At 66.8% G+C, this 23,428-nt stretch carries 26 protein-coding genes; 16 read left to right on the top strand and 10 right to left on the bottom strand.

Annotation, left to right across the window (positions count from 1 at the left end; translation table 11 throughout):
• Nucleotides 1-69 precede the first annotated feature (69 nt).
• The 3 genes from ACM9LZ_RS08650 (at nt 70) to ACM9LZ_RS08660 (ending at nt 2,232) form a co-directional block, all read left to right on the top strand.
• Nucleotides 70-528 (top strand): hypothetical protein, encoded by a 459-nt coding sequence (locus ACM9LZ_RS08650; protein WP_416618983.1) that lies wholly within the window; start codon nt 70-72, stop codon nt 526-528.
• Nucleotides 529-633: 105 nt separating this feature from the next.
• The gene (locus ACM9LZ_RS08655; RefSeq protein WP_416618984.1) at nt 634-795 is read left to right on the top strand and encodes a hypothetical protein; all 162 of its coding nucleotides are present in this window, start codon (nt 634-636) and stop codon (nt 793-795) included.
• A 180-nt stretch (nt 796-975) separates the two neighbouring features.
• Nucleotides 976-2,232: an MFS transporter gene (locus ACM9LZ_RS08660; RefSeq protein WP_416618985.1), complete on the top strand. Its 1,257-nt coding sequence runs from the start codon at nt 976-978 to the stop codon at nt 2,230-2,232.
• Nucleotides 2,233-2,249: 17 nt separating this feature from the next.
• Here ACM9LZ_RS08660 and ACM9LZ_RS08665 read toward each other — a convergent pair whose 3' ends face one another.
• The gene (locus tag ACM9LZ_RS08665) at nt 2,250-3,251 is read right to left on the bottom strand and encodes a sensor histidine kinase (protein WP_416618986.1); all 1,002 of its coding nucleotides are present in this window, start codon (nt 3,249-3,251) and stop codon (nt 2,250-2,252) included.
• 152 nt (nt 3,252-3,403) lie between these two features.
• On the opposite strand from ACM9LZ_RS08665, the gene addA reads away from it, so the two are divergent.
• On the top strand, nt 3,404-6,955 hold the full coding sequence (gene addA, locus ACM9LZ_RS08670; RefSeq protein WP_416618987.1) for a double-strand break repair helicase AddA: 3,552 nt from the start codon (nt 3,404-3,406) through the stop codon (nt 6,953-6,955).
• A 16-nt stretch (nt 6,956-6,971) separates the two neighbouring features.
• Here addA and ACM9LZ_RS08675 read toward each other — a convergent pair whose 3' ends face one another.
• The 3 genes from ACM9LZ_RS08675 to pspF form a co-directional block, all read right to left on the bottom strand.
• Nucleotides 6,972-7,808, bottom strand: a complete 837-nt coding sequence (locus ACM9LZ_RS08675) for a DUF2306 domain-containing protein (RefSeq protein ID WP_416618988.1) — start codon at nt 7,806-7,808, stop codon at nt 6,972-6,974.
• Between the two features lie 120 nt (nt 7,809-7,928).
• The gene (locus ACM9LZ_RS08680; RefSeq protein ID WP_416618989.1) at nt 7,929-8,321 is read right to left on the bottom strand and encodes a DUF1801 domain-containing protein; all 393 of its coding nucleotides are present in this window, start codon (nt 8,319-8,321) and stop codon (nt 7,929-7,931) included.
• A complete protein-coding gene (gene pspF / locus ACM9LZ_RS08685) occupies nt 8,321-9,472 on the bottom strand; it encodes a phage shock protein operon transcriptional activator (protein WP_416618990.1) in 1,152 nt (383 codons plus the stop codon). Before pspF ends, ACM9LZ_RS08680 begins: the two co-directional genes overlap by 1 nt.
• Nucleotides 9,473-9,722: 250 nt before the next feature.
• Here pspF and ACM9LZ_RS08690 point away from each other — a divergent pair, with 250 nt between their 5' ends.
• The 12 genes from ACM9LZ_RS08690 to ACM9LZ_RS08745 all read left to right on the top strand — a co-directional run bounded on the left by ACM9LZ_RS08690 (nt 9,723) and on the right by ACM9LZ_RS08745 (nt 19,773).
• Nucleotides 9,723-9,923, top strand: a complete 201-nt coding sequence (locus ACM9LZ_RS08690) for a hypothetical protein (protein ID WP_416618991.1) — start codon at nt 9,723-9,725, stop codon at nt 9,921-9,923.
• A gap of 13 nt (nt 9,924-9,936) precedes the next feature.
• Nucleotides 9,937-10,614, top strand: a complete 678-nt coding sequence (pspA, locus tag ACM9LZ_RS08695) for a phage shock protein PspA (RefSeq protein WP_416618992.1) — start codon at nt 9,937-9,939, stop codon at nt 10,612-10,614.
• A gap of 81 nt (nt 10,615-10,695) precedes the next feature.
• Nucleotides 10,696-10,923: an envelope stress response membrane protein PspB gene (gene pspB, locus ACM9LZ_RS08700; protein WP_416618993.1), complete on the top strand. Its 228-nt coding sequence runs from the start codon at nt 10,696-10,698 to the stop codon at nt 10,921-10,923.
• Nucleotides 10,920-11,555, top strand: coding sequence for an envelope stress response membrane protein PspC (pspC, locus tag ACM9LZ_RS08705; RefSeq protein ID WP_416618994.1), 636 nt, complete (start codon nt 10,920-10,922; stop codon nt 11,553-11,555). Before pspB ends, pspC begins: the two co-directional genes overlap by 4 nt.
• 54 nt (nt 11,556-11,609) lie before the next feature.
• Complete coding sequence (locus ACM9LZ_RS08710) at nt 11,610-11,852, top strand: hypothetical protein (RefSeq protein WP_416618995.1); 243 nt, start codon at nt 11,610-11,612, stop codon at nt 11,850-11,852.
• Nucleotides 11,853-11,885: 33 nt separating this feature from the next.
• On the top strand, nt 11,886-12,107 hold the full coding sequence (locus tag ACM9LZ_RS08715; protein ID WP_416618996.1) for an envelope stress response membrane protein PspB: 222 nt from the start codon (nt 11,886-11,888) through the stop codon (nt 12,105-12,107).
• A gap of 381 nt (nt 12,108-12,488) precedes the next feature.
• Nucleotides 12,489-13,184 carry a transglutaminase-like cysteine peptidase gene (locus ACM9LZ_RS08720; RefSeq protein ID WP_416618997.1) on the top strand — a complete coding sequence of 232 codons (696 nt, stop codon included), beginning with the start codon at nt 12,489-12,491 and terminating at the stop codon, nt 13,182-13,184.
• Nucleotides 13,185-13,776: 592 nt separating this feature from the next.
• Nucleotides 13,777-14,274 (top strand): RidA family protein, encoded by a 498-nt coding sequence (locus tag ACM9LZ_RS08725; protein ID WP_416618998.1) that lies wholly within the window; start codon nt 13,777-13,779, stop codon nt 14,272-14,274.
• Between the two features lie 351 nt (nt 14,275-14,625).
• The gene (locus ACM9LZ_RS08730) at nt 14,626-17,076 is read left to right on the top strand and encodes a TonB-dependent receptor plug domain-containing protein (RefSeq protein ID WP_416618999.1); all 2,451 of its coding nucleotides are present in this window, start codon (nt 14,626-14,628) and stop codon (nt 17,074-17,076) included.
• A 93-nt stretch (nt 17,077-17,169) separates the two neighbouring features.
• Nucleotides 17,170-18,765, top strand: a complete 1,596-nt coding sequence (locus tag ACM9LZ_RS08735; protein WP_416619000.1) for a flavin monoamine oxidase family protein — start codon at nt 17,170-17,172, stop codon at nt 18,763-18,765.
• 20 nt (nt 18,766-18,785) lie between these two features.
• Entirely contained in the window at nt 18,786-19,208 is a 423-nt protein-coding gene (locus tag ACM9LZ_RS08740; RefSeq protein ID WP_416619001.1) for a c-type cytochrome, read from the top strand.
• A complete protein-coding gene (locus tag ACM9LZ_RS08745) occupies nt 19,201-19,773 on the top strand; it encodes a GNAT family N-acetyltransferase (RefSeq protein WP_416619002.1) in 573 nt (190 codons plus the stop codon). Before ACM9LZ_RS08740 ends, ACM9LZ_RS08745 begins: the two co-directional genes overlap by 8 nt.
• A 94-nt stretch (nt 19,774-19,867) precedes the next feature.
• Here the strand turns inward: ACM9LZ_RS08745 and ACM9LZ_RS08750 are convergent, their stop codons facing one another.
• The 6 genes from ACM9LZ_RS08750 to hisH all read right to left on the bottom strand — a co-directional run bounded on the left by ACM9LZ_RS08750 (nt 19,868) and on the right by hisH (nt 23,411).
• Nucleotides 19,868-20,224: a histidine triad nucleotide-binding protein gene (locus tag ACM9LZ_RS08750; RefSeq protein WP_416619003.1), complete on the bottom strand. Its 357-nt coding sequence runs from the start codon at nt 20,222-20,224 to the stop codon at nt 19,868-19,870.
• A gap of 38 nt (nt 20,225-20,262) precedes the next feature.
• Entirely contained in the window at nt 20,263-20,589 is a 327-nt protein-coding gene (locus ACM9LZ_RS08755) for a phosphoribosyl-ATP diphosphatase (protein WP_416619004.1), read from the bottom strand.
• A gap of 68 nt (nt 20,590-20,657) precedes the next feature.
• A complete protein-coding gene (gene hisF, locus ACM9LZ_RS08760; RefSeq protein WP_416619005.1) occupies nt 20,658-21,431 on the bottom strand; it encodes an imidazole glycerol phosphate synthase subunit HisF in 774 nt (257 codons plus the stop codon).
• On the bottom strand, nt 21,431-22,165 hold the full coding sequence (hisA, locus tag ACM9LZ_RS08765) for a 1-(5-phosphoribosyl)-5-[(5-phosphoribosylamino)methylideneamino]imidazole-4-carboxamide isomerase (RefSeq protein WP_416619006.1): 735 nt from the start codon (nt 22,163-22,165) through the stop codon (nt 21,431-21,433). Before hisA ends, hisF begins: the two co-directional genes overlap by 1 nt.
• A complete protein-coding gene (locus ACM9LZ_RS08770) occupies nt 22,162-22,764 on the bottom strand; it encodes a GNAT family N-acetyltransferase (RefSeq protein ID WP_416619007.1) in 603 nt (200 codons plus the stop codon). Before ACM9LZ_RS08770 ends, hisA begins: the two co-directional genes overlap by 4 nt.
• Nucleotides 22,761-23,411, bottom strand: coding sequence for an imidazole glycerol phosphate synthase subunit HisH (gene hisH / locus ACM9LZ_RS08775; protein WP_416619008.1), 651 nt, complete (start codon nt 23,409-23,411; stop codon nt 22,761-22,763). The genes ACM9LZ_RS08770 and hisH overlap by 4 nt, the downstream gene beginning before the upstream one ends.
• Nucleotides 23,412-23,428: the final 17 nt, after the last annotated feature.

The raw sequence follows: 23,428 nt of genomic DNA on the forward strand, positions 1-23,428 counted from the left end.
CGGGAGCGGGTACAGGCCATCCCGTTGCGCTTCCACCGCCCCTTGCGCCCCGGCGCATCCGGTATCATCTTGGCACCCATGACCTGCCCGCCGCCCGCCCCGCACGAAAAGCCGCCGCCCCGCCCGCGCGGGCGGCTGGGGCTTTGGTCGGACCGGGTCAAGGCCGCCCTGCTGCTGGTCATGCTGGCCATGGCCGGGGGGCTGGCCGGCCTTGGCGGGTCGGGCACGGATGCGGAGCGGCTGCGTGAGGGGCTGTCGGCCGGCGGGCCCAGCCTCCGCCCCTCTCCGCTGCCCGACATGCCGGCGCTGGTCACGGCACCCGCACCGGACCGGCAATCGGCCGGCACGGATGGTGGTGGCGACGGTGATGCACCGCCCCGGGCGCTGGCCGCCGCGGAACAGGCGTTTCCGGCGCCCTGCATACGGCCCGTCATCCTGGCCCGGGCCGAGGTGCCGGTGCGCGCACCGGCCCGCGCGGGCCATGACACGCGCATGACGACGGGCCCGCCCCGGCGGCTTTCCCTCTGATCCGTTTTCACCTCCCCTGAAAAGATCTCCGGCACGCGGGTGGCCGGCCGTGCGTGATGCGCACCGGCCGCCGCTTTCGGCGTGCCCCGTTGGAAAGTCCGACCCATGAAGAAATCCCTGATCTTTTACGCCGTCGCCCTGGCCGCCGCCGGCGGCCTGATGACCGCCAGCCGCCAGTGGGGCGGCTTCATGCTGCTGGCAACCTTCATCTTCTGGTTCCTGCATTCCGTATTTGCCAGCACCGGCAACACAGGACGGGAGGTGTGACACCAGCCCCATGACCGGTGTCTGTGGAGGGGGCGGGCCGGCTGGCATGTCCCCTCAGGGCTTCACCCTTGCCGGCCTGATATCAAAGAGGTATCCGTGCCCCCATGGATGGGAATGGCCTGCCCGGAAGCGGGAGGCGGGATCAAGGGGAAGAAGCGGCACATGGGCACGACCCGGAGGATGTCCCGCCAGGACACGCGCACCTTGGGCCTGGCGGCCCTGGGGGGTGCCCTGGAATTCTACGACTTCATCATCTTCGTCTATTTCGCGACGGTCATCGGCCAGCTTTTCTTCCCGCCCGAACTGCCGGACTGGATGAAGCAGATCCAGACCTTCGGGGTGTTCGCGGCCGGGTATCTGGCCCGGCCGCTGGGCGGCATCATCATGGCGCATTTCGGCGACCGGCTGGGCCGCAAGCGCATGTTCACCCTGTCCATCCTGATGATGGCCATATCGACGCTGGGCATGGGCCTGCTGCCCACCTATGCCGATATCGGGCTGATGGCACCCGTGGCGCTGCTGTTCCTGCGCCTGTGCCAGGGGGCCGCCATCGGCGGGGAGGTGCCGGGGGCCTGGGTCTTCGTGTCCGAGCATGTGCCGCCCGACCGGGTGGGCCTGGCCTGCGGCTTCGTGACCTGCGGCCTGACCGTGGGCATCCTGCTGGGCTCCCTGGCCGCCACAGGCCTGAACCTGCTTTTCACGGAGGCGGAGATTCTGGAGCGGGCCTGGCGCCTGCCCTTCCTGCTGGGCGGGGTCTTCGGGCTGGTGGCCGTCTATCTGCGCCGCTGGCTGGAGGAGACACCCGTCTTCAAGGCGTTGCAGCAGCGCAAGGCCCTGTCCGACGAACTGCCGTTGCGCGTCGTGATCCGCGAGCATGGCCAGGGGGTGGCCATTTCGATGGCCCTCACGGGCCTGTTGTCGGCCGGCATCATCGTGCTGATCCTGATGACGCCGTCCATTCTGCAGAAATTCTACGGGTTCGACGCGGCGACGGCCCTGCAGGCCAACAGCCTGGCGACGCTGTTCCTGTCCTTCGGCTGCATCCTGGCGGGCTGGACGGTGGACCGGCTGGGGTCCGCCCGCTTCTTCACCCTATTCAGCCCGCTGCTGGGCATCATGGCCCTGGTCATGTTCCTGGTGCTGCGGACCGAGCCGTCCTGGCTTTATCCCCTCTCGGCGCTGGTCGGCCTGTCGGTCGGGGTGATCGGGGCCGTGCCGCACGCCATGGTGCGTGCCTTTCCGGCCTCCGTGCGCTTCAGCGGGCTTTCCGCCTCCTACAATCTGGCCTATGCCGTGTTCGGCGGCATGACGCCCATCGCCGTCACCATGATGCTGCAGGCCAGTGTGCTGGCCCCGGCCTATTACGTGCTGCTGTTCAGCGCGGTCGGCGTGGGGGTGGGGCTGTACCTGCGGAAAAGCCGCCGGTACGACGATTGATGTCATGGCCGGGGCCGTCAGGCCGCCGGCAGGGCCACATGGATGCGGGTGCCCGGACCCGCCATATCCCTTTGCGCCCACAGCCGCCCACCATGCCGGGCCGCCAGCAACGCGGCCAGATAGATCCCCAGGCCGAGCCCGCCGACACTGGCCGTCAGCGGGTCCCCCCCGCGCAGGAAGGGCTTTCCGATGCCGGCCAGCACTTCGGCCGGCAGTCCCGGTCCGTCATCCGCGACGGTCAGCAGGACGGAACCCTGATCGTTGCGCGCGCCTTCGATGCGCACATGGCTGCGGTCGGGTGTGTGGCTGACGGCATTGTCCAGCAGCGCGAACAGGATCTGCTGCAGGGCCAGCGGATCGGCGCGCACCAGCAGGTCCGCCGGCACCTGGTTCTCCACCGACGTGCAATGCTGCTGCGCCCGAACCCGCGCCTGGCCGGCCACGCGCGCTACCTCCTCCCGCAGGTTCAGGGGTTCGGGCGCCAGTGACTGCCCCGCTTCGGCCTCCGCGCAGGCGACGATGCCTTCCACCAGGTCCAGCAGATTGTAACCGGCCTGTGCGATCTCCGCCGCATAGTCGCGCACCTTGTCCGGCGGCATGGGCAGCGACGGGTCGCGCATCATGTCGGCAAAGCCGATGACGGCATTCAGCGGCGTGCGCAGCTCATGGCTGACGGACGAGAGGAACTGGCTCTTGGCGCGTTCCAGGGCCCGGCTTTCCAACCCGCTTTGCCGCAGCGCGTCGGCCGCCGCCTCGCGGGCGCGCAGCACCTCGGCACTGCGGTCGGCCAGATCACGCACCAGCCGGCGGACCAGCAGGAACAGGATCATGCCCGTCACGGCGACATAGAACAGCCCCTTGCCCGTCTGGAACGCGGTCAGCCCCGTCGTGTCCCCGAACATGGCTTCCGCCACGCGGTCGGAAAACACGATCCATGCGGTGGACAGCACGACGAAGACGAGCGCAACGCGGAACGCCGCGCGGTTGGGCGCCGAAGCCAGCCAGCGTAACGTGTCCATGGTGCCTCCCCGCGTCAGGGGCCCGATCCGTCCGGATCAAGCATAAGGCACAATGCTTTGTGGATGAAAGCCCCGTCGTTGCCCGCGATCCTGGGATAGTGCGCCGGCCAGGCCGCTGGACCGCGGCCCGGCCGGCCGGGTAATCTGCCGCCATGAACCAGCCGCCCCCCGCCGATATCCGCCCGCCCGACCCCAATGCCCTGCAACGGCGGGCCTCCGACCCGGAAAATTCCGTCTGGGTGGGGGCGTCGGCCGGCACGGGCAAGACCAAGGTGCTGACCGACCGGGTGCTGCGGCTGATGCTGGCCGGCACCGACCCGTCCCGCATCCTGTGCCTGACCTTCACCAAGGCGGCGGCGGCCGAAATGGCCAACCGCATCGCCGACCGCCTGTCCGTCTGGGCCGTGGCGGACGAGGACCGGCTGCATGCCAATCTGGTGGAACTGACCAACCGGCAGCCGACGCGGGCGGAGGTGGTGGCGGCCCGCCGCCTGTTCGCCCGCGTGCTGGACACGGCCGGGGGCATGAAGATCCAGACCATCCACGCCTTCTGCCAGTCGCTGCTGCGCCGCTTTCCGCTGGAGGCGGGCCTGGCGCCCAATTTCGAGGTCATGGACGACCGCACGGCAGAGGAGTTGCTGGCCGAGGCCAAGCAGGAGGTGCTGCTGGCCGGCCGTTTCGATCCCGAGGGGGCGCTGGCCGGGGCGGTGTCGTTGCTGACCGGTTCGGTATCGGAGGATGAATTCAACGACCTGCTCGCCGTCCTGACGGCCGAGCGCGGGCGGCTGAAGCGCATCCTGGACGAGGGGGGCGGACTGGCGGCCGCCATCGCGGCGCTGCGGGCCGGACTGGACGTGCCGGCGGGGGAAACGGATATGACCGTGCTGGCGCGGGCCTGCGCCGCCGGGGCCATGGACGAGCCGGGCCTGCGCCGGGCCTGTGCGGCACTGGCCACGGGCACCAAGACCGATGTCGAACGGGGGCTGGGCATCCAGCGCTGGCTGGATGGCGAGGCGTCCCAACGGGCGAGGGGTTGGGTTGACTACCAGCCGCTCTACCTGACGGCGGAGGGGGAACCCCGCAAGAGCCTGATGACCAAGAAGCCGTCGGAAGCCGATCCGATGGCGCTGGAGATCCTGCTGCGCGAGGCCGCCCGGCTGGTGGCGGTGGCGGAGGAGCGCCGCCGCGTCGCCGTGGCATCGCACACGGCGGCCCTGCTGTGCCTGGGCGAGGCGTTGCTGGACCGTTACCAGCGGCTGAAGGATGCGCGCGGCCTGCTGGATTTCGACGATCTGATCCTGTCGGCCTCCCGGCTTCTTCAGGGCGGGGCGGCGGCGGATGCCTGTGCCTGGGTGCTGTTCAAGCTGGATGGCGGCCTGGACCACGTGCTGATCGACGAGGCGCAGGACACCAACCCGGAGCAATGGGCCGTCGTCTCGGCCATCGTGGAGGAATTCTTCGCCGGCCTGGGCGCCCGCGACGACCGGGTGCGTACCCTGTTCGTGGTGGGGGATGACAAACAGTCGATCTTCAGCTTCCAGCGCGCCGATCCGGCCGAATTCGCCCGCATGCGCGACCATTTCGGCACCCGCGTCCGCCAGGCCGGGCGTATCTGGGACCCGGTGAACCTGACCACCAGCTTCCGGTCGGTGGGTGCCGTGCTGAAGGCCGTGGACAGGGTGTTCGCGGCCGGCACGGCGCGCGACGGCGTGGCGGCCGACGGGGTGGAGGTGCAGCACATCCCCTTCCGGCGCGGCATGGAAGGGCGGGTGGAGGTCTGGCCGCTGGTCAGCCCCGCCGACGCGGCCGACCCCGACCCCTGGTCGCTGCCCCTGACCCCCGAACAGGCCGACAAGCCCGTGGCGCGGCTGGCCCGGACCATGGCCGACCAGATCGCCCGCTGGCTGGCCGATGGCGAGATGCTGGTTTCCCGCGGGCGCCCCCTGCGTCCGGGCGACATCATGGTGCTGGTGCGCAGCCGCGACCAGTTCGTGGGCCATCTGGTGCGTGCGCTGAAGGACCGGGACGTGCCCGTGGCCGGCGTGGACCGCATGGTCCTGACGGAACAGATGGCCGTCATGGACCTGATGGCGCTGGCCCGCTTCCTGGTGCTGCCGGAAGACGACCTGAACCTGGCCGTTCTGCTGAAATCGCCCCTGGTCGGATTGACCGAGGACCAGCTTTTCCTGGCTGCGCACGGGCGGCCGGGCCGGCTGTGGGCGGCCCTGTCGCAGCGGGCGGGACAGGATGCGGCGCTGGCAGCAGCGCATGCCTATCTGCGCGACCTGCTGGCCGACACCGATTACCGCGCCCCTTATGAATTGTTCGCCGGCCTGCTGTCGCGCCCCTGCCCGGCCGACCCGGATGAGGGCGGATCGGGCCGGCGGGCCATCCTGGCCCGGCTGGGGGCGGAGGCGCAGGACCCGCTGGAGGAGTTCCTGACGGCCTGCCTGCTGTTCGAGCGCGAGCATGTCGCGTCCCTGCAGGGTTTCCTGCATTGGCTGGAGGCATCGCAGGCAGAGGTCAAGCGCGAACTGGATACCGGCGTCGGCGACGGGCCGGGCCAGGTGCGCATCATGACGGTCCACGGGTCCAAGGGCCTGCAGGCCCCCGTCGTCTTCCTGCCCGACACGATGCGCGAGCCGGACAAGAGCCCCAAGATATTGTGGCCCGAACGCCCCTTGCCAGGGGGGAACCCCCGCGATCAGGGGCACGATCCGGGGCCGGCCCTGCCGCTTTACGCCCCCCGGCGGGGGATGGAGGATGCGACGGCGGGGGCCCGCCGGGCCATCGCCAACCGGCGGCGTGACCAGGAATACCGGCGGCTGCTCTATGTCGCCCTGACACGGGCCGAAGACCGGCTGATCGTCTGCGGCTGGGAGCAATTGCGCAAGACGGGCGGGCCGGGGTCCTGGTACCGGCTGGTCGAAGGCGCGCTGGAGGGGCTGGCCGAGGTTCGGCCGTTCGATTTCACGGGCCTGTCACCCGCCGGATGGGCCGGGCCGGGCATGGTCCTGCATGAGACACAGACGGCCCCCGTGCCGCCCGCCCCGGCCACCACACCGGTGGAGACGGCGGGGATCGACCTGCCCGCCTGGGCACTGGCGACAGCGCCAAGGGACCCGACGCCGTCCCGGCCGCTGGCCCCGTCGCAGCCCGATGCGCCAGAACCGGCCCTGCGGTCCCCGCTGGGGGCGGATGACGGCCTGCGTTTCAAGCGCGGCAACCTGATCCACACGCTGTTGCAGGTCCTGCCGGAAACCGACCCCGCCCGCTGGGCCGACATGGCGGCGGCCTGGCTGGCACGGCCGGCCCACAGCCTGACGCCCGCCCAGCAGGGGGAAATCGCGACAGAGGCGTTGCGCGTGCTGACCGACCCGGCCTTCGCCCCGCTGTTCGCGCCGGGCAGCCGGGCCGAGGTGCCGCTGGTCGGGCTGGTGGGTGACCGCGCCCTGTCGGGCCGAATCGACCGGCTGTGCGTAACCGACGACGCCGTCTGGATCGTGGATTACAAGACCAACCGGCCGCCACCGCGCCTTGCCGCCGACGTGGCGGCGATCTACCTGCAGCAGATGGCCGCCTACCGGGCGGCCCTGTCGCGCATCTATCCGGGCCGGGCCGTGCGCTGCGTGCTGCTCTGGACCGACGGGCCTTTCGCCATGGAACTGCCCGACGGGCTTCTGGACCTGCACGCGCCGGGATAGGCACCGCGCGTCCAGGTCAAAGGCCCAGCGTCGCCAGGATGGGCGGACCCCAGTAGAACTTGGTGAAATAGTAGGTGCCGATGGTCAGCAGGGCCGCCGTCGCGGCCAGCCCGGCAGCGGCCAGCAGCCTGACCCCGCCCGGCACCATCAGGCCGCGGGCCCGGATGAAGACCTCCGCCACCATCAGGTTGGGCAGATAGAAGAAGAAGGCCATCACGATGTCGAAAGGCCCCGTGAAATCGTTGCTGTGCCCCAGCCGGCCCATCAGCATCAGCCAGATCCCGTAATCCATGCGGTAGAGCCAGGACCCGACGACCAGGGCGAACAGCCGGATGGCCCAGGCGCGGTGCCGGTCCAGCCGGCGGGTCCTTGCATGGCGGAAGGTTTCCACCGCGGCCAGCGTCACCAGCACGCCATAAAGGCCGAAGCCGACATCCATCGGCCATCCGCCGACCGTCCCCCTGACCAGGATGAATGCCAGACCGCCGATACCGGTGACGAAGGCCGCCAGCACATAGGCGCGGCCCGTCCAGCGGTGGAAGGCGGGAAAGCGCCGGCGGATGCCGGCCATCAACTGGACGGGACCGGCCAGCAGCAGCAGGGCCCCCGTCAGGAAATGGGCCCCCATCCCGATCAGGGCCAGCGGCGTTTCCGGTGCGTACAGACCCGGCAGGGTCTGGTTCCAGCGCTGCATGTCGCCATCCCCGATGGCCGCCACATAGAAGGCCAGCACATAGGCCCCGAACAGCGCGGCACTGGTCCAGGCAACCGCCACCAGCAGCCGGCCGGACAGGCCGAGCAGCAAGGTGCCGGCACCCCGCCTCAGCGGATCACCCGCGATCGACGACATCATCCCCCACCCCTCGCCCCCTTGATGAACGATCGTTTAACACGGATCTTTCAATTCACACAAGCGGTGCGCGGCGTGCCTCGTCATCCAGGGGAAGGCGCCGGCATGCCAGTGCTGTGCCCTTCATCCGCGGGCTACAGCGATCCAGCGGGTGACAAGATCGCCAAGGGCTGCCGAATGCGCTTCCAGGTGGGCCACCTCCCGGATCACCACCACCCCACGGTCGATGGCGGGCCATCGGGCCAGGCCGGCCGGGTCATCAAAATGGAAGCCCGTCAGATCCTTCGCCTTCGCCCCGCGGTGCAGGACGAGCCGGACGGCGCCATTGCGCTCCAGCCCCAGGGTCATCATGTGCATGCCATCCAGGGAAAAGCTGGGGGCGTTCCACTTGATGGTTTCCGTCAGGCCGGGGTGGCACGCCCGGATCAGGGCACGCAACCCCTGCGTAATGGTCAGCGCCCCCGCCGGCAGGTCCGCCAGATAGGCATCGACATGATCATAGGCCTTAGGTGGCATCAGGCTTCCTCCCCCTCATCCTCTTCCGCCTCTTCCGGCCCGCGGGACCCGTTGCGCTTTTCCAGCAGATTGTACTTGCGCAGATAGCCGCGGAACTGATGGTAGTTCAGGCCCAGGTCGGCGGCGGCGCGCTTCTGATGGAACTGGTTGCGTTCCATGGCGCTGCGCAGCAGGGCCTTCTCGAAATCGGCAACCAGCCCCTGGAAATCGCAGGGGCCCGCCGGCAGCGCGGGCGCGGCGGCCGCGGAGGGCGGGGCAACAGGCCCGGCACCGGGCGGCGGGGCCGGTGGTGGGACCCGTGCGGCCGGGGCCCCCGCAGGTGCCGGCGGCGCGGGCGCATCCTCGTAGATGGCCATCTGCTTGGGCCGCCAGGGGGACTGGAACGGATCGAAATGGATGTCGGTGATGGCCGATTCCGGGTCGGCGGCACGATAGACCGCACGCTCCACGACATTCTTCAACTCGCGCACATTGCCGGGCCAGTCATAGGCCAGCATCTGCTGCATCGCGTCGCTGCTGAAGCCCGCGAAGAAGGGGCGGCCCAGTTCACGCGCCATGGACACACCGAAATGTTCGGCCAGGATGGGGATATCCTCCGGCCGGGCGCGCATGGGCGGAATGGTGACCACATCGAAGGACAGGCGGTCCAACAGGTCGGCGCGGAACTTGCCCTGGTCGGCCAGGCGGGGCAGGTCGGCATTGGTCGCCCCCACCACGCGCACATCGATCTGGATCGTCGTGTTGCCGCCCACGCGCTCGAATTCCCCATATTCGATGACGCGCAGGATCTTCTCCTGCACCCGCAGCGTGGCCGTCGCGATCTCGTCCAGGAACAGCGTGCCGCCATCGGCCAGCTCGAACCGGCCGACATGCCGCTTGGCCGCCCCCGTGAAGGAACCGGCCTCGTGCCCGAACAGTTCCGTTTCCAGCAGCGTGTCGGACAGGGCGGCACAGTTCAGCTTCACAAAGGGCTTGTCCCAGCGCGTGGACAGGTAGTGCAGGCGGGCAGCCACCAGTTCCTTGCCGGTGCCGCGTTCCCCGATCACCAGGGTGGGCCGGTTCAGGGGGGCCGCCTGCGACACATGTTCCATCAGACCCAGGAAGGCGGGCGCCTGACCGATGAGCGACGGGGGATTGCTGGGGGGGGACATAAACTCTCTCGGCCGGTGTAAATCACGATCCGGGACGCGATCATAAGGCAAAGTGGGGGAATTGGCGAGGGAGTGGTGAAAATCACCAATCGATAGCCCATTTACCAGAAAGGTGCTTGTCGCCATAAGGACAGAAAATCAACAACTCATTGAAATTAAATGATTTTACTGACCCCTACAGCAGTTGGCACACCCCTTGCTTTTACTTCCACGACACCGGGGAACACCAAAGACCACAAGGAAGCCTGCGATGACCGACTTCACCTTTGACAACGGTATGGCCGATCAGCCGGCAACCAGCTACACCAAGCCCGCCGACGGGTTCTTCGCCCGTCACACGGGTGGCATGTTCCGGGATCTCTACGAGGATTTCCGGGCGGTGCCGGTGGAGGCCTGGATCATCCTTGCGGTCGCGACCGGTTTGAGCAACCTTTTCATTGCCCTTGCCTGAAGGAGACCCCGACATGGGCATTTTTTCCCGCCTCGGCGACATCGTCAATTCGAACATCAACGCCATCCTGGATCGTGCTGAGGACCCGGAAAAGCTGGTCCGCCTGATCATCCAGGAAATGGAGGACACCCTTGTCGAGGTGCGGTCCTCCGCCGTGAAGACGGTGGCGGAGAAGAAGGAGATCGAACGCCGCCTGACCGAGATCCGCCGCGAGTCGGAGGATTGGCAGCGCAAGGCCGAGTTCGCCCTTTCCAAGGACCGCGAGGATCTGGCCAAGGGTGCGCTGGTGGCCAAGGCCAAGCTGGCCGAAGCCGCCGAGCAGATGGCGACCGAACTGGGCCGCCTGGACAGCGCGCTGGCCAAGACCAACGAGGATATCGGTGCGCTGCAACAGAAGCTGGCCGATGCCAAGACCCGCGAAAAGGCCTTGATTGCGCGGCATAAAACCGCCACCAACCGCCTGAAGGTCCGCACCCAGCTCTATGACGACCGGATCACGGATGCGTTCTCCCGCTTCGAGCAGGTCGAGCGCAACCTGGATGTCCTGGAAGGCAAGTCCGAAGTGCTGGGCATGGGCCGGTCGAAGAGCCTGGACGAGGAGATCGCCGAACTGGAAGCCGAGTCCAAGGTGGAATCGGAACTGGCGGCGCTCAAGGCCAAGCTCGCGGCCAAGGATCAGCAGCAGGGGTAACCCTTGACCGGGGGTCCCCCGCGTGGGAATGCAGGGGGTCCCCCTTGAAGGAGGGCTGGGCCTTGGGAGAAGGGGGCAACTATGCCTGATGGAGTGTTTGTCGTCGCCATCATCTTCATGGTGATCGTGGCGCCCGTCTGGATCATCTTCCACTATGTCACCCGCTGGCGCATCGCCAAGACCCTGTCGTCGGACGATGAGCAGATGCTGGCTGACCTGTGGCACAGCGCCAACAAGATGGAAGACCGCATCCGGCAACTGGAGAAGATCCTGGATGCCGAGGCCCCGGGCTGGAGGACGAAGGCATGACCTGCAAGCGTCGTGACCCGGGGGTGCCGCCCCCCTTTCCCGGCCGTGACCAGATCCGGTCGCGCCGGGGCCGGGGGGGATCCGACTGGCAGCAGGAGTATTTCGGCAAACGTCCGGACCAGAGCTGGGCCGACTATTTCGGCCTGGGTCCCGGCAGCTTCCGCATGGGGCCCGACGGCCGGCGTGCCAGCCATGAGGGCTGGGCCGGCGAAATGGGAACGATGCGGGAAGGGGAGGACAACATGGGCAACACCGCCACCCCCTACAGGCTCTGGCGCAGCCGTACCGATTCGAAGATCGCCGGCGTATGCGGCGGCATCGCCGAATATGCCAATGTCGATGCCTGGATCGTCCGGGTCGGCTTCATCATCGGCTTCTTCTTCTTTACGCCCGTCGTGCTGTTCGGCTACCTGATCCTGTGGTGGCTGCTGAAGGAACGGCCGGCCGGCCTTTATGAAAGCCGGGAGGAAGAGGTGTTCTGGCATTCCGTCGCCACCAAACCCGATCAGACCTTGTCCAGCCTGCGGACCAAGTTCCGCGACCTGGATCGTGAGATCGGCAAGCTGGAAGGCTTCGTGGCATCGCGCGAATATGACCTGCACCGGCAATTCCGCGACCTGGAACGCAAGTAGCGGCGGGGGTCCCGGCCAGCACCCCCTTCCTCCCTCTTCGTCGGGTGAAATGCGATGACCCCTTTCATGATCCCCGTCCTGGCGCTGCTGATCCCCATCGTAGCCATCATCGCCCGTGGTGTCCGGCGCTGGCATGAGATCGATATCGAGACAGCGCAGGCCGATGTGGACCTGCGCCGCCGCTTCCGGATGCTGGATGATATCGATCGCCGGGTGGCCGGCATCGAGCGCTATGTCACCAGTCCGGAATTCCACCTGAACCGGCAGTTCCGCGACCTGGAACGCCCGTCCCCCTGAGGCCATCCTCCAGCCCCGCAGAGGCACGCGCCCATGTTCAATTCACCCTTTATCGTGCCGGTCGTGGCCCTGATGATCCCCATCGTGGCCATTGTCATGAAGTACCTGACCCAGATGCGCGCCATGCGCGTTGGCGGCCTGTCCGAGGGGGCCGCAGCCGAACTGTCGGACCGTGCATCCCGCCTGGAAGACCGGGTTCTGCAGCTTGAGAAGATCCTGGACGCCGAGGCGCCGGGCTGGCGCTCCCGGGCCTGACCGGTCCTCCCCCCAATCATAGCACCAAGGCAAAAGGGCCTTTCAGGCCGCCGGCAGGCGTCTTGAAAAGCCCTTTTCACGTCCACGGGATGCCCGTCGGGCACATTCTTTGTCACGATGGCAATTTTGCGGGTGGCAAATATCGATCCCGGTCCTAGATTGACAGGAAGAGGAAACGCCAATAGGGCCGACAACATGGCCGCAACCGTTCAGTTTTCAAGTCCGATGCAGGAATATTGCATCGCACAAACAACTTGCCGTCACCATGTCAAACGCCAGTTTGATGTGAAAAGCAGGCGCATTGCCCGCTTTGTTATGGTTACAATATTTTTAACTATTGTACTGAGCACGATATCACACTGGCGTGTGGCAGCCTTGTCCTTGCCGGTACCGGCAATCGGCTGGCGCCGCCGGCTGCCGCCGCTCATGGCGCTGGGCCTGCTGATGGGACTGGTTTTCTTCGCCAATGCGCCCGCGCTGGCGGTGGCTTGGGAAGGCCGGATGGACCCCCTGCCCCAGTACCGTACCTATTGCCAGACCTATGGCGCGCGCGATCCCGGCTGCCATATCAGCCTGGGCGGGCAGACCGACAGGCTGGCAGGACCGGACCGGATCGGCGGCGGTGGTCGCACAACGCTGGGCATGGCGGCGCTGGTTCATCGCCAGGTGGTCGGCGACCTGATCTACCGCACGGAAGCCGAGGATGTATGGCAGATACTGGGCAGTGTCGGCACGGGCATGGAAGGCGATTGCGACGATGTGGTGATGACCACCATCGCCCGGCTGGTGCGCCGCGGCTTTCCGCGGGCCGCCTTGCGCGCCACCATTGTGAAATTGCCCGGCGATGGCGGTCATCACCTGATCCTGGCCGTTCGCATGGGAAAGGCCGGCCCGAAAGCGGACCCGAAAGCCGACCCGAAAGCGGAAATGTACCTGGATGACCGGCATCGCCGGCCCATGCGGGCCGACCAGCTTGTCGCCCAGGGCTATCATTTCGTGGCACAGGAAGTGCCGGGGGAACAATATTGGCGCTGGGCCGCCCGGCAACCCTCGACCGATCTGCAAACAGCGGGTTGACGTTACGTAACCCGCATCCTATTTGTTCGATACACCCCGACCAAAGTCGAGAGGCTGCCGTCCTTTTCCAACGCTTTTGAGCTTATTTGCAAATTCCAGTAAAAAAACCTTCGCCTCCGATTAATTAGGAAGGCTTTTCTGATTGTTTATTGAGCAAATGTATAAAACCTTCGGCAGCCTGCCCTTGAATTGAGCATCTCGGCCTCGCCTGCCATCCTCCCCCTTCCTTGATTTCGCACATGCGGCAAGGTGGCACGCTTGTTGCTGTAATTCCGTTTCATATCAGTCGGGTCGGGCCCCTTTCCAGCCCCGGCCGGCTTGTCGGATATGAAGGATGATATGGCAAAGCATGCCGTGAGGGTTGCTGTCAGAAATGTCGTCAAGGTGGTCACGGCGCCACCGCATGTAACCGGTGCGGGTGGCAGGAAGGCAGAGATCGAGACTGCCGCGATGGCCCGCACCCAGCCGCAGCCGGAGCTTTTATCCGGTGTTTCCTGGGATGCCGGCCGTCGGGTGTGGCTGGTACGTCCCGCATCCGCTCCGGCCCGCGGCTAGGGGCCGCACCACCGGGGTGTCCAACAAAGGAGGAAGAATGTTGAAGCGGTTGGGTAGCCTTCTCATGCTCTGCGCGGCGTTGACGGCCTGCAAGGAAGAGGTGGGGGAGATCAAGCGCACGGATGTGCCGAATTTTCCCATCGCATCCTCGGTCCTGGTGCCGGCAGGGTCCGACCTTGTCTTCCTCAGCGGCACGGTGCCGCCCGTCGTCAACAAGGATGCGCCCCAGGGCAGTATCGAGGTGTATGGCGACACACAGACCCAGACCGTCAATGTGCTGACCCGCATTCAGGAGACGCTGAAGGCCCAGGGGCTGACCATGGGCGACGTGGTGCTGATGCATGTCTATCTGGTGGGGGACCCGGCCAAGGACGGGATGATGGATTTCGCCGGCATGATGGCCGGCTATACGCAGTTCTTCGGAACGGCGGAGCAGCCGAACAAGCCCGCCCGCTCCACGGTGCAGATCGCCGGCCTTGTCGTGCCGGGAATGCTGGTGGAGATCGAGGTGGTGGCCGCCAAGGCCGGGAAGTGATCGGAAAGGGCCGGTCCGGGGGCATGGGAAAGCCACCGGCCGGCCCTTATCGGTTCAGGCTGCGGCGCTTCAGGCACAACCCCCTGAAGCGCGGATCGCGGCGCAACGAAAGCCGGCACCCATCCGATACCGTCATCATCGGATCGGTGCGGTGCCGGGATCAACCGCTTCCGGCCCTTGGGTAGGGGACGGACGGCGGACCAGCGGGAAGGCACACGGGCACGATGACCGGAAAACCGGCGCGGACCCGCCCCGACCCTCATGGAGCCCCGGGCGAACCGGGGCCGCTTCGGGACGAGACGCAACCGAGAAGGAGGACCAAACAACCGAGTTGAACAGGGGACCTCTCAAATGCAGGTGAACAACACCAAGCCGGCCAGCCGCGCCATCGTGCGCAAGGCCGCACTCGGCATCCTATGCACGACCAGCCTGCTGCCGCTGACCGCATTGCCGGCCGTGGCCCAGTCATTGGAACTGGAAGAAATCATCGTCACCGGCACGCGCGTTGCCAACCGCACCGCCACGGAAAGCCTGGCACCCATCGATGTGCTGGGGGCGGGCGATCTGGAAAAGCAGGCCTTCACCGATACCAACGACATTCTGCGCACCCTGGTGCCGTCCTTCAATGTCAGCCGCAACGGCATTTCCGACGGTTCCACCTTCGTCCGTCCGCCGACCCTGCGCGGCCTGCCGCCCGACCAGACGCTGGTGCTGGTGAACGGCAAGCGCCGCCACCGCTCGGCCCTGGTCCAGCTTTCCGGCGGTGCGCTGGCGGCCGGCGCGCAGGCGCCCGACCTGTCGCAGATCCCCGCCATCGCCATCAAGCAGGTGGAAGTGCTGCGCGACGGTGCCGCCGCCCAGTACGGGTCGGATGCCATTGCCGGCGTGATGAATTTCCAGCTCAAGGATGCGTCGGAAGGGGGCAGCGCCCAGATCCAGTACGGCTCCACCTATGAGGGCGATGGCGACAATGTGAAGGCGGCCGCCAATGTCGGCCTGCCCCTGGGGCCAAGCGGCTTCTTCAACCTGTCCGCCGAATACAGCCAGAGCGACCCGACCGACCGCGGCGTGCAGGACCCGCGCGCGCCTGCCGGCATGAGCCGGCTGGCCATGAACTGGGGCGACCCCGATGCCGAGGCGACGCGCATCTTCGTGAATGCCGGCATCGATCTGACGGACACGCAGAGCATCTACCTGTTCGGCAATTACGGCGACAGCAGCGCCAATGGCAGCTTCTACTACCGTCCGCCCGACCCCACCCATGCCGTGAACGGCCCGATCCTGCCGGTTCCCGGCGACCCCAACGGCTTCTCCTTCGTCGAATGGTTCCCGGAGGGCTTCACACCCCGCTTCTTCGGCGATGTGAAGGACGCCTCCATCGTCGGCGGCTTCAAGCATGAGCTGGACAGCGGCCTGATCTACAATGTCAGCGGTTCCTTCGGGCGCAGCCAGATCGACTACCACCTGAAGAACACCGTCAACCCCTCCATGGGGCCGGACAGCCCGACGGAATTCTATGTCGGCCGCCTGGTCCAGGAGGAGCAGAACGTCAATATCGACCTGTCCTATCCCGTTGAGGTGGGCTGGGCCAGCCCGCTGAACGTGGCCGTGGGCACGGAATACCGGCGGGAGCTTTACGAGATTTCGCCGGGCGAGACGGCCTCCTACACGGTCGGGCCCTACGCCTCCTATACCGACCCGGCCACGGGCGCGCTGATGGGCATGCCCATCGGTTCCAACGGCTATCCGGGTTTCCGGCCGGAGGATAGCGGCGAGTTCAAGCGCGACAACATCGCCTTCTACATCGATACCGAAGCCGACGTGACGGACAGCTTCTCCATCGGGGCCGCCGCCCGGTACGAGGATTTCGATTATTTCGGTTCCACCTTCAACTGGAAGATCTCCAGCCGCCTGGAACTGACCGAGGAACTGGCCATCCGCGGGTCGGTGAATACCGGCTTCCGCGCGCCCACGCCGGGCCAGTCGCAGACCTCTTCGGTGCAGACCTACTTCCCGGCCGGCAGTTCCAGCCCCGTGGCGCGCGGCACCTATCCGGCCGGCAGCGTCGTGGCGCAATATTTCGGCGCCACCCCGCTGAAGGAGGAGGAAAGCACGAACTTCGCCGGCGGCTTCGTGGCCAACCTGGATTTCGTGCTGCTGACGGTCGATTACTACAACATCAAGGTGAAGGACCGCATCGCCCTGTCGGAGGAGAAGTTCCCGACCGCCGCCGACCGCGCGGCCCTGGCCGCCCTGGGCGTGCCGGGTGCCAACACGCTGGGCGCCGTCAACTACTTTACCAACGCCTTCGACACAAGGACGCAGGGCATCGATCTGGTGGCCAGCAGCACGGTGCCCGTTGGTGATGGCAAGGTCGATCTGACCGCGGCCCTCAACTACAACAAGACCAAGGTCACCGACCGCGACCCCACGGTCATCGGTGATGACCGCATGGCCGATCTGGAACGGCAATTGCCGCGCTACCGGGGCAATTTCACGGCCATCTATTCGCTGGATGCCTTCTCCATTCTGGGCCGCGCCAGCTATTACGGCAAGTTCACGGATACCGGCAATTACGGCAAGACCTTCGGGTCGGAATGGCTGTTCGACGCGGAGATGAGCTACACCTTCTACGACCAGCTCACGCTGACCGTCGGTGTGCAGAACCTGTTCGACAATTATCCCGACAAGGTGGACGCGCTGGCCGGCGGCGGTTACGCCGTGGGTCAGGTTTATCCCGACACCTCGCCCATGGGTTACAATGGCGGCGTCTATTACGTCCGTCTTGGCGTGACCTTCTAAGCTTCATGACCCGGTCCGGCCCGCAGGCACAGTGCTGCGGGCCGGATGCCGGGCGTCCGATGCTTCTTGCTTGAGGCCATGATGGTAGCAAAGATGAACATGCCGTCGCGCCAGCGCATGACGCGGCGTGATCTGCTGGCCATGATCGGCACGGCTGCCGGCGGTTCCGTCATGTACCAGGCGGCGACGTCGCTGGGATATGCGGCGGAATCCGGTTTCAAGGGCCCGCCCGGCCTGTCCGGCGCGCCCAAGGGCACGTCGGTCCTGATCCTGGGGGCCGGCGTGGCGGGGCTGGTCGCGGCCTATGAACTGGGCAGGGCCGGGTACAAGGTGCAGGTGCTGGAATATCGCGACCGGCCCGGCGGCCGGGCCTGGACGCTGCGCGGCGGCGATGAATATACCGAACTGGGCGGTTATACCCAGAAGGTCGGGTTCGACCAGGGGCATTACCTGAACCCCGGTCCCTGGCGCATTCCCTATCACCATCGCGCCGTCCTGCATTATTGCCACGAACTGGGCGTGACGCTGGAGCCCTTCTTCCAGGTCAACTACAACGCCTATGTCCATTCCCGGGATGCGTTCGGCGGCAAGCCGCAGCGTTATCGCCACGTCATGGCCGATTTCCATGGCCATGTCGCCGAACTGCTGGCCAAGCTGGGCCACAAGGGCGGCCTGGACGCGGAGGTCAGCCGGGAGGACAAGGAAAAACTGATCGAGGCGATGCAGGATTGGGGGGCGCTGGACGAGAACTACGCCTACAAGGCCAGCCCGCTGACCAGCAACCGCCGCGGTTTCGAGAAGGACCCCGGCGGCGGCCTGTCGGGCGAGCCCGTCCCATCCAAGCCCATCGATTTTTCCCAGCTTCTGCAATCGGGCCTGTGGCGGGCCATTGGCACGGGATCAGGTTACGAATTCCAGACCGCCCTGTTCCAGCCCGTGGGCGGCATGGACCAGATCCCCCGTGCCCTGGCCGCGCAGGTGAAGGACAAGATCACCTACAATGCCAAGGTGACGGAGATCGCTCAGGATGGCGGCGGCGTCACCGTGTCCCATGTCGATGCGCAGAAGGGCGGGGCCGTGCGCACGGACAGGGCCGACTGGTGCCTGTGTACCATTCCGCTGTCGATCCTGTCGCAGATCCCCAAGAATGTGTCGGCGGAAATGGACGCCGCCATCAATGCCGTCCCCTATGAGGCGGCCCTGAAGATCGGCCTGCAGTTCAAACGCCGGTTCTGGGAACAGGATGAGGAGATTTATGGCGGCATCACCTATACCGACCTGCCCATCTCCGTCATCGGCTATCCGAACAGCCTTTACGGCTCCAAGGGCAAGGGCGTGCTGCTGGGGGCCTATCCCTGGGGGCCCTTCGCCTACGAGTTTGCCGCCATGACGCCGGAGGAACGGGTGCGCAAGGCGGTGGAATATGGCGCCAAAATCCACCCGCAATATCCCAAGGAGTTCGACACCGGCGTGGCGGTGGCCTGGCACCGGGTGCCATGGACGCTGGGCTGCTTCGGCGTGTGGACCGAGCAGAGCCGGGCGGAGCATTACCAGAACCTGTGCCAGATCGATGGCCGCCTGCTGCTGGCCGGCGAACATGCCTCCTACCTGCCGGCCTGGCAGGAAGGGGCCATCGCCTCGTCGCTGGACGCCATCACGCGGCTGCACCAGCGCGTGATCGCCAAATGATCCATCAGGGAAACAAGACGATGTGTCATCGCATCCTTTCCGCCTTTGCCCTGTCGCTGGCCCTGCTGGGGCCTTCGGCCGGGTCCGTCCTGGCCCAGTCGACCGATGCCCAGACCAGCGATTTCGCCGATGCCCGCCGCTTCCCCTATCAGGATGGCGGGCAGCTTTATCGCGCCATCTGCCAGGGCTGCCACATGCCGGCCGGTCAGGGTGCCGTGGGTGCCGGGGCCTATCCCGCCCTGGCATCCAACCCCAACCTGGAGGCCGGCGCCTATCCCATCCACCTGATCGTCAACGGACAGAAGGCCATGCCGTCTTTCCACTACCTGTCGGACGAGCAGGTGGCAGCCATCGTGAACTATGTGCGCACCCATTTCGGAAATGATTACAAGGACGCCGTGACCCCGGCCGACGTTAAGGAGATGCGGCCGGCCCATGATTGACGCGGCGGCGCCAGGGCACACGCCCGTCCTGCGCCCGGCCGTGATGGCGGACCGGCCGGCGCTGGCGGCGCTGATGGAACGGTCGGTCCGCGGTCTCAGCCGCGACCATTATGCACCCGGCCAGATCGACGGGTCGTTGAAGACCATCTTCGGCATCGACGGTACCCTGATCGCAGACGGAACCTATTTCGTGGTCACCATGGGCGGTGCCTATGCTGCCTGCGGCGGCTGGAGCCGGCGGCGCACCCTGTTCGGCGGGGATCAGGCGGCGGGCCGTTCGCCCGACCGGCTGGACCCGGCCATCGATGCCGCCCGCATCCGGGCTTTCTTCGTCGATCCCGCCTTTGCCCGGCGGGGAATCGGCCGCCTGCTGATGCGGGCGTCCGAACAGGCAGCCCGGGCAGAAGGCTTCACCTGGCTGGAACTGATGGCCACGCTGCCGGGCGTGCCGCTCTATACGGCCATGGGCTTCACGGCCACCGGCAGGCATGAGGAGACATTGCCCGGCGGCGACACGATCGCCTTCGTCCCCATGCGCAAGCGGATCGGCAACGCGACCGGGTAGACCCGGCCCTTGTCCCGGGGCCGATTCTCCGACCACCGACCACACATGGTATTCTACCAGCTTACGATTGAGTGTCACTCGCCGGGATCTGGCATCAGGCCAGAAGCTTGCCCAGCGGCCGGCCGCCCACGATATGGATGTGGAAATGCGGCACTTCCTGATGGCTGTCGGGGCCGTGATTGGCCAGCAGGCGATAACCGCTGTCATCCAGCCCCGCCTGCCGGGCGATCAGCCCCGCAGCGCGCACGAAGCCGGCGATCTCCTCCACCGTGGCCTGGGCGCTGAAATCGGCAAAGCTGGTGAACGGCCCCTTGGGGATCACCAGGATATGGGTCGGGGCCTGGGGGTTGATATCGTGGAAGGCCAGGGCGTAGCGGTCCTCATAGACCTTCTTGCAGGGGATTTCGCCGCGCAGGATACGGGCGAAGATGTTGTTGCGATCATAGATCAAGGCACCGTTCCTTCCGCTTCATTGTCCGGCGCGTCCCGTCAGGCGGGCTTGCGGCTCTTCTTTTCTTCGATCCCGCTGGTGCCCTGGCGCGCTGCCAGGATGGCATAGACGTCGGCCGGGGCCACCCCGGCGTCGGCCCACAGCACCAGAAGATGGTAAAGCAGATCGGCCGATTCCGATGCCAGCTTTTCGGGGGTGCCAGCCATGGCCTCGATGACCGTCTCCACGGCCTCTTCCCCCACCTTCTGGGCGATCTTCGCCCGGCCGCGATGGAACAGCCGGGCCGTGTGCGACGCCTCCGGGTCCCCGCCCTTGCGGGACAGGATGGTGGCGTAGATGTCGTCCAGGATAGCCTGGGTGGTCATGGGGTCAACTCCCTGCTGGCCCGTGCGCGGTTGAGGGGACGGGCGGGATGGGCGGCCCGCCCCGCCCGTCAAAGCCGCACCGGTATCCCTGCCCTGGCCATGTGCTCCTTGGCCTGCGCGATGGTGTAGGTGCCGAAATGAAAGATGCTGGCGGCCAGCACGGCGGAGGCGTGGCCCGTCTTCACACCATCGACCAGATGGTCCAGGGTGCCCACGCCCCCCGATGCGATGACGGGAATGGTCACCGCATCGGCCACGGCGCGGGTCAGTTCCAGGTTGAACCCCTGCCTGGTCCCGTCACGGTCCATGGAGGTCAGCAGGATTTCCCCCGCCCCGTACCCGGCCATGCGCCGGGCCCATGCCACGGCATCGATCCCGGTGCGGTTGCGCCCGCCATGGGTGAAGACCTCCCAGCGCTGTTCGCCGTCGGGCCCGCGCTCCACCTCCTTGGCATCGATGGCGACCACGATGCATTGCGAGCCGAATTTCTGCGCGCCTTCACGCACGAATTCCGGCCGGTGGACGGCGGCGGTATTGATCGACACCTTGTCGGCCCCGGCCAGCAGCAGCCGGCGGATATCCTCCACCACCCGCACGCCGCCGCCCACCGTCAGCGGCATGAAGACCTGCTCGGCCGTGCGGCGGACCACGTCGTAGATCGTGTCGCGATTGTCGCTGCTGGCCGTGATGTCCAGGAAGGTCAACTCGTCGGCGCCCGCCGCGTCATAGAGCCGGGCCTGTTCCACCGGGTCGCCGGCATCGACCAGATCGACAAAGTTCACGCCCTTGACGACACGGCCGTCCTTCACGTCCAGACAGGGGATGATGCGGGCCTTCAGCATCAGGCGGCCTCACCGCGCAGCAGCGCCAGGGCCGCCTTGGGGTCGATGCGGCCGTCATAGAGCGCCCGGCCGGAGATCACACCGTCGATGCCGGTATGCTCCACATCCTTCAGGGCGCGCAGGTCGGCCAGCGATGACACGCCGCCCGATGCGATGACCGGGGTGGTCAGGTGGCTGGCCAGCACGGCCGTGCCGTCCACATTCACCCCACCCATGGCCCCGTCACGCTCGATATCGGTATAGATAATGGCCGAAACGCCGCAATCCTCGAACTTCAGGGCCAGGTCCAGGGCCTTGACCTCGCTGGTCTCCGCCCAGCCTTCGACGGCGACATGGCCGTCGCGGGCATCGATGCCGACCGCGATATGGCCGGGAAATTCCTTGCATGCCTGCTTCACCAGGGCCGGGTTCTTGACGGCGACGGTGCCCAGGATGACACGGGTGATGCCGCGTTCCAGCCAGAAGCCGATGGTCGCCATGTCGCGGATGCCGCCGCCCAGCTGGGTCGGCAGGGAAACGCGCGACAGGATGGCCTCCACGGCGGCCCCGTTCACGGGCTTGCCCGCGAAGGCGCCGTTCAGGTCGACCAGATGCAGCCATTCATAGCCCTGGGCCGCGAAGCTTTCGGCCTGGGCGGCGGGGTCGGGGTTGAAGATGGTCGCCTTCTCCATCTCCCCACGCAGCAGGCGGACGGCCTTGCCGTCCTTCAGGTCGATGGCGGGGTACAGGATCATGTCGCTTGCTCCGTCACGGCGGGGTCACCGGCCTTTTCGTCCGGCCGTTCCAGCACCTTGAAATAGAAATGGCCGGCGATGGTCCGGCCCTTGGCGCGGGCATAGTGCGGGTGCGTGCCCCAGCGCGTGAAGCCCATATGGTCGTAAAGGATGATGGCGGCGCGCTGCGTCTCGCGGACATCCAGGTTCAGGATGCCGAAGCCAAGGTCGGTGGCCGCATCGATCACCGCCTGGGTCAGCATGCGGGCCATGCCATGACCGCGCGCCCAGGGCGCCACGAAGCTGGTGGTCAGGTTGCAGGTGAAGGCCTGCGCCTCGTTGTTGCGCGTCGGCCGGACGAGTTGGGCCGAGCCGGCGATGATCCCGTCCAGCCGGCCCACGAACAAGATGCGCTCGGGCACGGCCATCACGCCGTTCCAGTACCGTTCCAGCACGTCGCGGTCGGGCGGGTTGACCCAGCCGAAGCCGCCACCATCGATGATCGCCGCCTCCGTGGCATCGCACAGGTCGTAAAGGTCGGAACGGCGCAGCTCCGCCACCTTCTCCACGGTCACCGTGCTGTCGGACCCGGCCAGCGGGTTGCGGTGTTGATCGTTCATGGCCGCCACCGCAGGAAATTGCCGATGATGGCCAGGCCGGCCGCCTGGCTTTTCTCCGGATGGAACTGCATGCCCGCCAGATTGTCGCGGCCGACGATGGCCGGAAATTCCCCGCCATAGTCGCAGGCGGCCAGCACCAGCGCGGGATCGCCAACCTTCATGGCATAGGAATGCACGAAATAGGCGTGCGTGCCCGCTGCCACACCGGCCAGCAGCGGATGGGACGGCGCCTTCACGATCAGTTCGTTCCAGCCCATATGCGGGATCTTCAGGGCGGGGTCGGCGGGGGTCAGCGCCTCCACCCGCGCATCCAGCCAGCCAAGGCCCGCATGCACCCCATGTTCCACCCCGACGCCGGCCATCAGTTGCATGCCGACGCAGATGCCCAGGAACGGGGCGCCCTGGCGGACCACCCGGTCGGTCAGGGCATCGACCATGCCCTCCACCCCTTCCAGGCCCGCCTTGCAATCGGCGAAGGCGCCGACACCGGGCAGCACCACCCGGCCGGCACCACGGACGACATCCGGGTCATTGGTGACCAGGATACGGGCATCCAGCCCGCCATCGGCGACCGCGCGTTCCAGCGCCTTGGCGGCGGAACGCAGGTTGCCGGAACCGTAATCGATCAGGGCGACGGTGTCGGTCATGGCGCAAGGGTCCGGTA

Origin of the sequence: Niveispirillum fermenti (assembly GCF_048066175.1) — a bacterium.
In the GTDB taxonomy this organism is placed as follows: domain Bacteria; phylum Pseudomonadota; class Alphaproteobacteria; order Azospirillales; family Azospirillaceae; genus Niveispirillum; species Niveispirillum fermenti.